This window comes from Paenibacillus sp. FSL R7-0297, assembly GCF_038009025.1.
In the GTDB taxonomy this organism is placed as follows: Bacteria; Bacillota; Bacilli; order Paenibacillales; family Paenibacillaceae; genus Paenibacillus_AQ.
Map to the genome: position 1 here is coordinate 7,298,146 of NZ_JBBPAQ010000001.1, position 12,364 is coordinate 7,310,509.

The 12,364-nt window shown below is 53.5% G+C and carries 9 protein-coding genes; 4 read left to right on the forward strand and 5 right to left on the reverse strand.

Annotated elements, in window-relative coordinates:
- Nucleotides 1–353: 353 nt before the first annotated feature.
- Complete coding sequence (locus tag MKZ24_RS31625; RefSeq protein WP_340789767.1) at nucleotides 354–7,259, reverse strand: S-layer homology domain-containing protein; 6,906 nt, start codon at nucleotides 7,257–7,259, stop codon at nucleotides 354–356.
- Between the two features lie 227 nt (nucleotides 7,260–7,486).
- Here MKZ24_RS31625 and MKZ24_RS31630 point away from each other — a divergent pair, with 227 nt between their 5' ends.
- Nucleotides 7,487–8,128 carry a pentapeptide repeat-containing protein gene (locus tag MKZ24_RS31630; RefSeq protein WP_042233158.1) on the forward strand — a complete coding sequence of 214 codons (642 nt, stop codon included), beginning with the start codon at nucleotides 7,487–7,489 and terminating at the stop codon, nucleotides 8,126–8,128.
- Here the strand turns inward: MKZ24_RS31630 and MKZ24_RS31635 are convergent.
- Nucleotides 8,125–8,610: a SprT family protein gene (locus MKZ24_RS31635; protein ID WP_042233156.1), complete on the reverse strand. Its 486-nt coding sequence runs from the start codon at nucleotides 8,608–8,610 to the stop codon at nucleotides 8,125–8,127. The two genes, MKZ24_RS31630 and MKZ24_RS31635, sit on opposite strands and share 4 nt — an antisense overlap.
- Nucleotides 8,611–8,731: 121 nt before the next feature.
- On the opposite strand from MKZ24_RS31635, the gene MKZ24_RS31640 reads away from it, so the two are divergent.
- Nucleotides 8,732–9,091 (forward strand): hypothetical protein, encoded by a 360-nt coding sequence (locus MKZ24_RS31640; protein WP_042233154.1) that lies wholly within the window; start codon nucleotides 8,732–8,734, stop codon nucleotides 9,089–9,091.
- Between the two features lie 127 nt (nucleotides 9,092–9,218).
- The gene (gene cmpA / locus MKZ24_RS31645) at nucleotides 9,219–9,356 is read left to right on the forward strand and encodes a cortex morphogenetic protein CmpA (RefSeq protein WP_099052445.1); all 138 of its coding nucleotides are present in this window, start codon (nucleotides 9,219–9,221) and stop codon (nucleotides 9,354–9,356) included.
- Nucleotides 9,357–9,469: 113 nt separating this feature from the next.
- On the opposite strand, the gene MKZ24_RS31650 is transcribed toward cmpA, so the two are convergent.
- Both MKZ24_RS31650 and MKZ24_RS31655 read right to left on the reverse strand, forming a co-directional pair.
- Nucleotides 9,470–9,637, reverse strand: a complete 168-nt coding sequence (locus MKZ24_RS31650; RefSeq protein ID WP_167549522.1) for a hypothetical protein — start codon at nucleotides 9,635–9,637, stop codon at nucleotides 9,470–9,472.
- A gap of 123 nt (nucleotides 9,638–9,760) precedes the next feature.
- Nucleotides 9,761–10,255, reverse strand: a complete 495-nt coding sequence (locus MKZ24_RS31655) for a DinB family protein (protein WP_042233153.1) — start codon at nucleotides 10,253–10,255, stop codon at nucleotides 9,761–9,763.
- Between the two features lie 269 nt (nucleotides 10,256–10,524).
- Between MKZ24_RS31655 and MKZ24_RS31660 the strand changes: the two genes are divergently transcribed.
- Nucleotides 10,525–11,097 (forward strand): CGNR zinc finger domain-containing protein, encoded by a 573-nt coding sequence (locus MKZ24_RS31660; RefSeq protein ID WP_042233150.1) that lies wholly within the window; start codon nucleotides 10,525–10,527, stop codon nucleotides 11,095–11,097.
- Between the two features lie 30 nt (nucleotides 11,098–11,127).
- Here MKZ24_RS31660 and MKZ24_RS31665 read toward each other — a convergent pair whose 3' ends face one another.
- Nucleotides 11,128–12,252 carry a GGDEF domain-containing protein gene (locus MKZ24_RS31665; protein WP_331281902.1) on the reverse strand — a complete coding sequence of 375 codons (1,125 nt, stop codon included), beginning with the start codon at nucleotides 12,250–12,252 and terminating at the stop codon, nucleotides 11,128–11,130.
- Nucleotides 12,253–12,364: the final 112 nt, after the last annotated feature.

Here is a 12,364-nt window from a genome sequence, read left to right on the forward strand (position 1 = left end):
CGGGATTGTTGTATTTTCTGCAAAATTTCTGCCGTCTCGCATCACTCTGTCCCTCCACTCTGCCGACTTTGGGCGATATTAAACAGACTTATGCGTCTCCCTCACTCCCTTCTGCTAACTTTTAGCTAATTTTCTAACACACTTCAGCTTATTCAAAAATGCTTCTGCGTCTCTGTTCCTCCAATATGCCAACTTTGAGCGATATCAAAGGCACTTCCGCGCTTCTTTCCTCTTTAGTCCACTTCGAGCGAGTTAAAAAACACGGCCTCCTGGCCTAGATAAAAATAAGCCGCCGCGAAGGAAGACGGGGGGAAATCCCGCGTTCCTTTGCAGCGGCTTGTAACGACTTGCGGCTACTCGTTCAGCAGCTTGCCGGCACGGAGCAGGCGGGTCAGAATAACGGCGGCTTCTGCACGGCTGGTGTTGCTGTCCGGCGCAAAATATCCGCCGGATAGGCCGTTCATAATGCCGGTGGCGGTTAATGTGCCCACAGCTTCCTTAGCCCAAGCAGAGATGCTGGCAGCATCCTTAAACGCACCTGGCCCCGGCAGTGCTGACGAAGAAGCGGCTTCATTAATTGCTGCATTGGCGTGAAGCAGCTTCCAAGCTCTGGCGGCCATGACCGCCATCTGCTCTCTGGTGACCGGCGCATCCGGACGGAAGGAACCGTCCGCGTAGCCTTGAACCAGCCCCAACAATACGGCGGTTTCCGCATCGGTAGCGTACCAGGAGCTGGCCGGCACATCGCGGAAAGCGACGGCTGCAGCTTCCGGCAGCGCATCCGGCTGCAGTCCAAGCGAGCGGACCAGCATGGATGCGAATTCCGCCCGGCTGACGGTGCGCTGCGGGGCAAAGACGCCAGCCGACTGGCCGTTTACAATCAATCTGCTGGCCAGCAGATTGATCTCATCCTTGGCCCAGTGGGCGGAGAGATCGCCGAAGCTTGCCGGATTCACGGCAACAGCCATTACACCTCCGGCCAAGCTGCTCTTAACGGTAATCCGGGTCATACCCGCCCCGGATTCGAATACTGCCGGAACGTAACGGAAGGTTCCGTCCTTGGCATCATAGACCAGCGCCACCGCTGTCTTGACGTCCATTACTTCGTTAATGGTGAAGGTACGCTCGACATGTACAGTGCCGAAGCTTCCGGCCGGCAATGAGGTCTTGCCGTCCGTAACATTCAAGGTGAAGCCTGCCGGCGTTCCCTTCACCTTATAGTTCTGCTTGCCTGCAGCGGCAAGCAGCCCCGCAAGCTCCGCGCCTGTCTGCGGCGCGAGCTTGAACTCCAGCGTTCCATCAGGCAGCTTCGCGCCCTTCAGAACGCTGTCTGCCAGGGCCAGCGGGAGACGGTAGGACGCCTCCCCGCTCCGGACCACCAGCACAGCGTCCGGACTCGCCGCTGCCGCTGCCCGCAGAGCCGCACCGCTGAAGCGTGCGGTACCGTCTGCAATAGCCGCCACTTCAATTACCTTCTGCCCGGCGGCAATACTCTTAAGCTGTGCATCGTTATTTGCCGCAGGCACAATCACTGGCGCCGGGGTAGCCGCAGGAGTTGACTGCGGGTTCGGGTTCGTATTCGGCCCCGGAGCCGCCGTCGGACTCGGAGTCGGACTCGGGGTCGGACTTGGAGTTCCCGGATCGACAGGGTCTACTGGATCGACTGGATCGACTGGATCGACAGGGTCAGCGGCCGATATCACAAGATCATACACTCTTGTGCTGCCAAGGGCGGACACGGTAAAGGTAGTGTTCCCTTTAGCAACTGCCTGCAGCTTCCCTTCTTTCACAGTGGCAAGGCTGCTGCCTGCAATACTGATGACTGCCTGTGCAGTGATATCTGTCCCCTTCTGATCCAGTACCTGCAGCTTGGAGCCTGTTCCCTCTTTTAATACCACAGGTCCGGTCTGTCCATCCCCAAGCTTGATCGAGAATGGTTTGACGCTGCTTGCGATACCTTGATTCTTCTCCAGAACCGTAAATGTTGACGAGGTATTCGCCACCAGATTCATCCGCTCCCCGCGGATAATCAGGTTATCGGCCAGCAGACTGCCTCTCATTTCCTTCGTAATCTCTACTCCGTTAGTGCCTGCTCCGTCGATCACGTTATCTGTTAGGGTGATTCCTTCCATATTCAGATTGCCGTGGACGATGAGTCCGGAATAGGTGCTGTCCAGTGCGATGTTATTGCGGATCAGCACATTGCTGTTGATGTTATTTTCCCCGGTATAGAGCCATATAGCTCCCAGATTCACACTATACCCGGAATCATAGCTGCCGGTCCGCAGCAACGTATTGCGCTCCACAACGGTTGTGCCCTGGAACGGCTCTGCGCTGAAGCGTGTAGATACGGCGATCCCCGCTCCGTTCGTCACAGTATCCTTCACAATATTATCCTGGATCTTATTATCCCTGCCGCCAAATACAACGATATTATCAGCCAGCCAAGGAAGGGATACATTGTTGAACCGCGCCGTATTATTGAAGCTTGGCGTCCGCTCGCTGCCATTGACATCATTCAGCCCGGCATCGGTGAAGGACCACATGGCGATACCGTCATCGCCTGGATAGCGGATATCGCTCTGCTCCATCATGCTGTTCCCTGTGCCTACAGCGAAGTTGATCCCGTCCGCCATCAGGTTGCGGATACGCAGCCCGGCCATATAGAGGCCATTGGTGCGCGCCTTCTCACCTTTGGGCTGGGTCAGCCATAAGCCTGCTTTGGTATGCTCAATCCATACATGCTGAATGACCGAGCCTTGACCGAAGGCGCCGTGAAAAGCATTCGTAACCGCCTCATCGTCGCGCACGTTAATGCCGCCCTCAATCAGCAGATCGTATACGCCGATCTTGCCGCCGTGCCCGTAGAACTTGGCGCCGTTCAGCGTCGTGTACCACATGCCTGCGCCGCGGATCTGCGCATCGTCCAGATCCAGTAGTCCGCTGCCGACATTGAAGCTGCCTTCCGGGAACCAGACGCCTGCATCCTGAGCTTCGGCTGCGGCAAGTGCTGCCTTAAATGCGGCAGTATCATCGCCATCATCACCGGCGACAGCTCCAAAATCAGTGACAGACAGGAACCCCTCAGGCTGAGCCAGCGCAGGTGCAACCTGCTCCATGTCTGCCAGATCGATTACATATGAGGCAGCATGATCATCCGTGCTTTTCTCAAGGCGGATCACCGCTCCTGCCGGAGCCTCACCGATCAGCGCATGAATCTCGTCATAGAAGCGGTGTCCGCTGCCTTGACGCGGGTCATTCGACCATGGGTAGCTGCCATATTCCCAGGCGTATTTTGACGTGAGGTTAAGCACCTGACGTTCCCCGTTCACGAAGAGCGACAATGTTTCCTCTGCACCCGCTCCATCCGGACTGTCCGGTATGGAATAACGGAGTACTATTGAATTCGCAGGTTTGGCCAGCGTAAACTCCACATACTCGCCGGTGTTCTTCAGGATGACGGCTTCACGTCCTGAAGCCTCGGAAGCCAGACTGCGGTATTTCCTTGAAGGCGTGATCAGCGTTCCATTCGTAACGGCATCTTCTGCTTCATAGCTGATATAAGGAAGCGTAGCTCCGCGGTAGGTTTTATTGATGCTATTTTTGACAGTCAGGCTATCAATTGTAATCCCGCTCCATGACGCCTCTGCGCCACTGAATGAAACCGTATTGATTCCTGTCCGCAGGTCCAGCGTAAGCTCAGCCGTCTGCCATACGGAAGCGGAGGCTCTGGCAGCAAGGCTTACCTCACTCTGCTTAAGGCCATTGACCCGGGTTTCCAGCTCAGCCGCAGCGGCGGACGCATTCCGGTAACGGAGCACAACGTCGTATTCCCCCGCTACATCAGCATTCACGGCAAACCGCAGCACCCCGTCCCCATGAAAAGCCTCTGTCCCGGCATACGCAGCATCCTTAGCTACGGGAACGAAGCTCCATAGCGCAGCCTGTGCTCCAGCCGCTCCCAGTTGAACTCCTGCCTCCCCGTAAGTAAGCGCAGATTGCTTATCTGCACTTAACAGCAGCCGGTATCCCAGCTTATCCTGGATAGTCCACTGCGAGTCTTCCTTGACACCGGAATCCACGAGGACAATAGCGCCTTCTTGATCGCGAGCAAGATAATGCCCGGTCTTAACGTTCATCACCCGGTTCCGGCCATTGAAATCCTGCACCAGCCACTGCGCCTGGGCGGGACTTGTAGAAGCATCGGCATAAACCAGCTTGCCGTCCTTTTCCGCCACGAATGTGCCGTCCATTCCTTGCGGTGCGATGGTAATGATATTCGTGTCGTTCTGAACCGGTGTAGCCGTATCCGTGTTTCTGGCTTCACCTTCCGGCATGCCGAAGTCCTGCGGTGCAGCTTCCAGGGTCCACTGCAATGAGGCCTCAGTGTCCAGCAGCAATGCACGCTCAGCATATCCCGTCTTGTTCTGTAGATGGATGTACTCATCGTTATATTCACCGTAGAGACTGCGGACGGTATAATGCTTGGCATCCGCAGCGAGACTGATATCCCATGCTGAAGCGCCGGTATCCGCCGGATCACCGCCGGTACTCTCCAGGAATGAGTAATCACTATTCAAAGTAATATAGTGGCCCGTGGCCCGATTCACGATATATTGCTGCCCTTCATTCGTAACGATGCTCCAGTGCGAGTAGCCGTTATCTGAAGCAGGTTGGCCGTATAGGACCACGCCGTGTTCGTTCTCGTACAGGTAATCTCCGGTGCCTGCATTTTTGAACCGGACAGGGGTGACTGGAAGAGGCGGTACCGGTTCGAAAACAGGTTCAGCAGTAAACTGCGCACTGTTTCTGGTGGGGGCATCCGCAGCCTTGCTAATCCGGATTACCGGATAGCCGTTATCATCAGCGGCGCCATACAGGTAATGGCCTGCCCAGGCACTTTTGAAGGTAGTCCGTCCGGATTCCTGCATATCAACTATCCATCTGATGCTTGCCCAGACGTCATATACCGTCTGCTCAGTCCGGACAGGAGCCGGCGGTTCTTCCTGTTCAATCACCGCCCCCAGACTCTCCAGAGAGATGAACCTGCCGGTCCCTCTATTCTTAATCTTTACCGCACCATTGCTGCCCGGGATATCGATCAGCTGCCAGACGAAGGAATCGTCTCCGGGAATAAGCTCTCCGTACGTAGCCTGACCGACCGTCGGATCAGCAGCAGCAGCACCGCCACCTGCACTAAGCGGGGGCTCTTCTTCCAAACCAGCCTTCTCCGCTATATCCTCCAGGTCTCCGCCAGCCTGATCCTGCGGATCATATACATCCTCTGTAACGGTATCATCATTAACCGGAAGCGTAACCTTCAGCACAGGAGCAGGAACAGCATCATCCTTAAGATACTGATCTTCCCCGTTCACTCCATCCAGCTTGAAGCGGAACAAATCATGTTTCTTCTCGGTTACGGGTACGAACGTCCACTTGGGACTGCCCCAATCGGGATTGATCACCCCATATTCGGCATATTTGGTCAGATTATGCAAAGAAATATACTTCAGCGGATGCTTATTTGGCTCCTTATCCAGCACATTGGCAATAACATACGTGCTGTCTCCGGTATTTCTGCCAGTCCAGATGTACGCCGGGTCCACATTATCCTTACTGCCAAGCGGAGCCACTGAAATATGACCATCCGGCATCTGCGCTACATTCATGTAGTGGCCTGTTTTTTTATTCTTGAAAAGCTTGCGGCCGTTGTACTTCTCAATCAGCCACTGGTCTGACCCATCCTCCTGCATATTGCCGTATTTCAGCACACCGTCGCTGCTCTCATACCAGTAGAAGGACTGCCAGGTATTCTGGATCCTGAAGTAGTGCAGGGCCCCGTCTGCCGGCATATTCGGATCAAGCAGCTGCCACTGGGCGGACAGCGAAGTGGCATCAGAGCCGGCGCCGGCTTGCGCGCCTCCCAGCTGAGCCAGATATATCCCCGGAGTCCCTACATTCTCAATCGTCTGGTAGTCATCATAATCATCCGATTCATTGAAATCCCACTGATCAGAAGGCAGACTACTATTCATCGTCACGGCAGCAGCGATACCATCCGCATAGTTCAGATAATGTCCGGTTGCTGCATTGCGGATGCGTTTATGGCCGTCATAGTCCTCGGCAATCCATTGATAGACCATTCCGTTCAGGCCGCCTGCGCCAATGGTCCCGTGCCCCAATTGACCGGCAGCTGCCGCTTCATAGAGAAAATCCGTTGCAGACTGTTCATCCGTATAGGTGCCCAGCCGCACCGGCTGCGAACCAATGAACGGAACAATCCGCCACTGTGCACTGGGATTACCCGGTCCGCCCGTCCAAGTATTGGAGCGGACATTATTGTCCGTAGGAAACTGGGCGTTTAACCATAAAGAACCGCCGCCCTCGGTCAAGCCATAGTTCCGGTAAGCCACATACCCCATTCCTTCTGTCCCGGGTGCGGCTTCCTGAATCCATTCACTTAAGCCCGGCTTCACCGGATCAATTACCGTTACCTGAAGCCCGGCCCAGGTAATCTCGTTCTGCCCCAGAAAGTGGCCTGTCTCCAGATTGCGGATCCGAAGGCTTCCCGCATCTGTCCCCTCTTCAAAGATCCAGAGTGCGGCCCTATTGCTGGACGGCTGCTCTCCATAGAGGGCATTGCCTTGCTTATCCTCATACATGACCTGACCCGGGCGGAAGCGGCTCTCCAGCCGCACACTAAGTGCGGTATCAAGGTCTACAAAAGTCCACTGCGGACTTTCAAATGTAATGTTGATATCCGCGCTGGCCTGGGCATAACCCAGCTGATTCTCCTCATGGATGACCAGCTTGCTCTCCGGAGCGGTTGCACTGCGGATGACCATATAGCCGGCTCTGTTTGAAGTATCTATCAGCCATTGGTCAGCAGTGCTCCCCCCGCCCGGGGCAGCAGCTGCCTTGAGTGAATCCTCTTTGCCCGCATTGCCTTCAAGCGTAATGAAGTGGCCTGTCTTCACATTCTGAATCCGTGACAAGCCCCCCTCCGTCGCCACGGTCCAGTGGGAAGAGGTGTCAGCCGGATTGGTCATCCCGTAGCGGACAACGCCTTCACTGGTCTCGTACAAAAAATTGTTTTTCCACTTGTTCTTGATCAGAACGGTGCCTGTAGGAATTTGCGCTGCACCTGTCCCCCCGATACCGTCTGCATGAACGAACCCGCCGGCTCCCTGCAGGCTCAGGGTTGGAAAAAACAGCAACAGCGCCAGCAGACCCGCGACCGCGGACCTGAATCGTTTCATAAGTGCGCCCCCTCTAACTAAAATGGACTTCTTGTTCATCTTAGTGTGGTAACGCTTACAAGACGATGTGTGATTTTATCCATCCACAGGTGTATTTGTACGTACATGCTTAAGGCGGGCTGTAGCCGCTGTAATTGACAAAAGTCCCGGTTCGCAGGATAGTTAACTCATTCAGCCGCCAAGTTGTCCATACTTGAACGGATGGAACTAATTCTACGGAGGCATTCATGAATAACAAGATCGAACAACCTCGAATCCCGGAACCGGAGCTTTTGCTGCCGCAGCAGATTCATTCTCTGTCTTCCAAAGACGAATTCAGCCGCTGCCTCATTTCAGGTTCCCTCATTGAATATCAGGACGCCGCCAGAGTTTCTTTTGACAAAACCATCTTCAAGAACGTCACCATTACTGAATCTTCCTTACACGGAATTGAGCTTACCGACGTCATCTTCGATCATTGTGACCTGTCCAATGTGGATTTCAGCGATGCCTTCATGCACCGGACAGAATTCAGGGATTGCCGGCTGATTGGCACGGACTTCACGAGATCGCGGTTTCAAAATGTATCGGTGACCGGGTGCATCGGGGAGTTCGCGGTGTTCAGGTTTGCGAATTTCAAAGGAGCGTCCTTCGAGCGCTGTTCGCTGATCAGCGCGGATTATTATCAGTCCAGCCTAAGCGGCCTTTACTTCTCTGAATGCAATCTGGATCAGGCCACACTGGCCGGGTGCAAGCTGAAGGATATTGACCTGAGCGATTGCGAATTCACCGGCCTAGTGGTTGACCTCCAGGATCTGGACGGCTGTGTAATCTCGGCGGAGCAGGCGGCTTCATTCGCCGGACTGCTGGGACTCGTGATTAAATATTAAGTAGCCGGACTCCCGTCTGCCTCCAGGGTGACCAGCTTCAGCTTGCCCGAACATTTCCCGCAGCGGTAACGCTTCGGATCGGCTCTGCGTTTGCGCAGATATTCGGTGGCACAGGCCACGCACACCAGCTTGTACCGGTAAGGCTGTGGCTTACGCGCCTTGGCTCCCGGCAGTGTCTGGCAGTAGCGGCTGCCCCCGACCCGGGCGAGCAGTGTTTTGAAATCATCATCCCGGTGCATATATCCCCGCTTCGCCAGATGCAGATGGTAGTGGCAGAGCTCATGCTTAATAATCTTCTCCGTCTCCTCCCGGCCGTGGATGGCAAGCTGCTGGGGATTGATCTCTATATTATGGCTTTTGGTAAAATATCGTCCGCCCGTTGTCGTAAGTCTGCTGTTAAAGCTGGCTGTATGCCGGAAAGGCACGCCGAAGCTGTTCAGTGACACCTGCTCGATCCACTGCTGCAGCTCTTCGTTGCTCATACTTATCATAACGCTCCTTCACGGCTCCTCTCCTTAAGGAAATAAGATCTCTACTTGAATTGTAACTTGCCCATAGGCTACACTGTCAAGAAGGAAGACAAGTCCGGAGGGAGAATGAGTTATGCCGAAAATGCGGTATGTAATTTTGCAGCAGGATCAGGAACTGCAATTCGTGGAGATGCCGGAGGAGTATGCTTACCAGCTGAGCGCCCTCAATCTTCGCCTGAATAAAGAAATTGACAAGCTGACTGCGGAGAATGTACCCGGTCTGCCGCGGGCGATTGCCGAGTGCGATTCCCTGGAGCTGCTGCGTCAGGAGCATCACCTGGAGTCCGGACTGGCCTATATCAACCGTCTGGAAAATGCTTTTGCCTCTATACAAGAGACTGAGTATCCGCTGATCTCGTTATTAACGGAAATCCGCGCGCTGCAGGCCCAGCTGGAGCAATGGTACGAAGAGGAAGAGGAAAGTGTGCAGTAGCTAGCAGTTGTATGGATCGAGCTGTACGGCTAATTACCACCTGTAAATGAATGCTGCTGCCGCACCTTTGGGCGGCCTTCTCCATATGCTATCTGTACATAGGATGCATGCCAGAGGAGGGGTACCCTTGCCGCAGTGGCTTTGCCAACAGCTCATGAAGGCTTATTTCAAGAAAGACCGCCGTCAGATCAAACTGCTGAATGAATGCTGGTTCTTTTACCGGAATTCTGCCGAAACCCGTGAATTCATCACCAAAGACGTATAGGTATTATTCCGCATTATATCCGTAAGCGCCAAAAGGGAGTGACCGCGCAGCCGTAGAAATCATGGCTGTGAGGCACTCCCTTTAACATATATATCCAGGCCGGATTCTGTTGCTTAGAACATCGGGAATACATACTTCACCAGGAAGAACAGCAGTCCAAAAATGATGATAATATACGCGGCATATTTAATAAAGGTGGATGCGACGAGACTGGAATCGGATTTCTTGTGTACCTCTGTCCGTTCGACCTCAATGCTTCTATCCTTGGTATTCGGTTCCATCTTCAATCTCTCCTCTCGGTTCGTTAGCTGTATGTCTTCCATTAACCCCCGTGTTTCGGACTGAAACAAAAAGAAACGGCGCCGTCCTAAGGGACAGCATCCGTTTCTGCTGAAAATCAGCTTTTAGTCAAAACTGCGTTGGCCCGGCCAGGAGCCCTGCAGCTTGCGGACCAGTACGATCTGTCCGGTATGGTAGGAATCATGCAGAATCAGACTCATCACTTCTTCGCCCGGTGCATGTCCGGAGCCGCCCCATTCATAAGCGCCTTCCTCAAGGGCCACAATAATCTCCCGCAAAGAGGCATGAACGGACTTCAGCTTGGCAACTGCCTGTTTCCACGCCTCTTCCCCGCTCTCCGTTACCGTAAACGTAGCATCATTGCTCTCAAGATCAGGCAATTTCTCCAGGCCCTTAAGCTTGCGCAGCAGACGTTCCTTATAATAAGTCAGATGGTTGACGGTCTCCCAGATAGAATTGCCCGCTGCCCCCTCCGGCTTCCAGCTTGCCTGTTCACTAGTCACACCTTCAAGCGCGTCTTTAAGCGGCGGCTGCCAATCCTCAACATCCATCACATAATCCCAGTTCTCCACCAGAACATCGCTAATCTTATTTTGCATATTTCACCCTCCTAAAAGTTTTGCGGAGCCTATGCACCTCGAGTTTCTTCGCAGTAAGGCAAGCTTCGAAATCATCAGCTTCGTTTCTCGGAGCATTCGCTCCCTGATTACAGAGCTTAGAAAATCCGAATTTCGTAACGGTTAAACAACCTTAATGAAGGTTACATTAGCAATGTAGCATATTTGCCGAAGCGCTTCAAGTAACTAGCAAAACTTATTTTTAACTGTTACAATCAAAGGAAACATCACGGTGAAAGGAACGATGAAGCTTGCTGTGGGAGGATTTCATTAACAGCTACTGGCGGAATTGGCGGACAGGCGACCGGAGCAAGGACCGGGACAGGCTGGATGAACCGGAGTGGCTGGCAGAATGGCTGGCGGCACAGAAATTACCTGCGGCAGGACCGATTCTGCCGGTTGAACTGGAGCGGCTGAAGCAGTTGCGCGGATTATTATGGGACGAGGTACAACGGCTGGTACAGGGACAACCTACGGAAAACGCTCTGCTGGTACAGCTGAATCAATATATGAGCAACGGGCCTGTTCTGCGGAAAGTAGTCTGGGGTACCGGCGGCGAAGCCGGGATTTCATTGCTCCCCCAGCGTGCAGACTGGGAGCAGATTATGGCGGAGATAGCGGCTTCTTTTGCCGAAGCATTAATGGAGAAGGAGTCCTCACGCTTCCGGATCTGCGGGAATCCCGATTGTCTCTGGGTCTATTACGACGATACCCGCAACCGCTCGAAGCGCTACTGCGATGACAAGATGTGCGGCAATCTGATGAAGGTCAGACGGTTCCGGGCGCGGAAGAAGGCTGCGGAGGATGAAGGCCCGCCCGGATAACACCCCGGTTATAGAGCGCAACCGTGCAGGCTACACCACAATCAGCTGGGTCAGCGGAGTGAGGGTCTTATTCTTACCGGAATGCTTAGCCGTGTAGAGCAGATTATCAACTTCTTCAAACAGCTTTTCTTTGGTGATCCCTTCGGAATAGCTCTGGAGGCCGATACTAACGGTAACTTCCCGGCCTTCCATTTCCTCATGGAATGTTTCCGACAGCTTCTGGCGGATACATTCTATCCGCTCATATGCTTCCTCAAAGGTCTTCTCAAACAACAATATGGCGAATTCCTCACCGCCGTAACGTGCGGCGATATCCGCTGGAGAGATGAATTCCTTAATCACTTTCGCGACCCTCGCCAGCACAATATCCCCTGTACGATGTCCATATTTATCATTAACCAGCTTGAAATTGTCTATATCAATCAAGGCCAGATGAAACGGCGCACCCTGATTCCCATACTCCAGCGCTTTGTCGTAGAACTCATGGAAGGAGATATGATTGTACAGGCCGGTCAGCGCATCCGTAGTGGACAGCTTGCGGATCACCGCATTCTCGATCATCAGATTCTGCTTGGCGGTCAGTGTCGCTTCCAGATCACTCGCCAGCTCCCGCCCGTTAATAATAATAATGCCGGCTACCAGCGTGCCCACCAGCAGAAATAGCGGAATGGCAATCAGATCGAAATCATTCAGATAATATTGGAACCAGTAATCCCAGCGGTAGAGAATGAAGAACGCAGCCGCCTGCAGGGCAGACGTAAATAAGGTCAGATCCAGCCGGAAAAAGATCGCCGACGCAAAAATCGGCAGCAGCATCAGCGCCCCGATAATCCGGATATCCATATTCAGATGGATAATCATCATGGCAATAATGGTCCCGGACACAAACAGCAGGACAAAGGAATATTTTGGCGCAATCGCATCGACGAACTGGGTCACCCCGACAACCGCACTCATCAGCAGCGTCGGATAGAGCAGGACATCATAATAAAATTCATACGGTCCCATAGGGTATGTAAGAAACAGAAAGGCCCAGAGCTGCGCAGCAAAATGCAGAGCAATCACGAGCCAATAGGTACGCAAAAAACGCTTGATCCACTTGGCCTGCCGCTGTGCGGAAGTATCCGAGGGGCCCATGAAATCTCTTAATCTCAAACCATTCACCCGCTGCACGTAGATTTGATCAACACATTTCTGCTATTTTAACATGTATGGATCTGGTGCGATACTCACTTGCGGGATATGTACTATTATGGGGGATGCATGC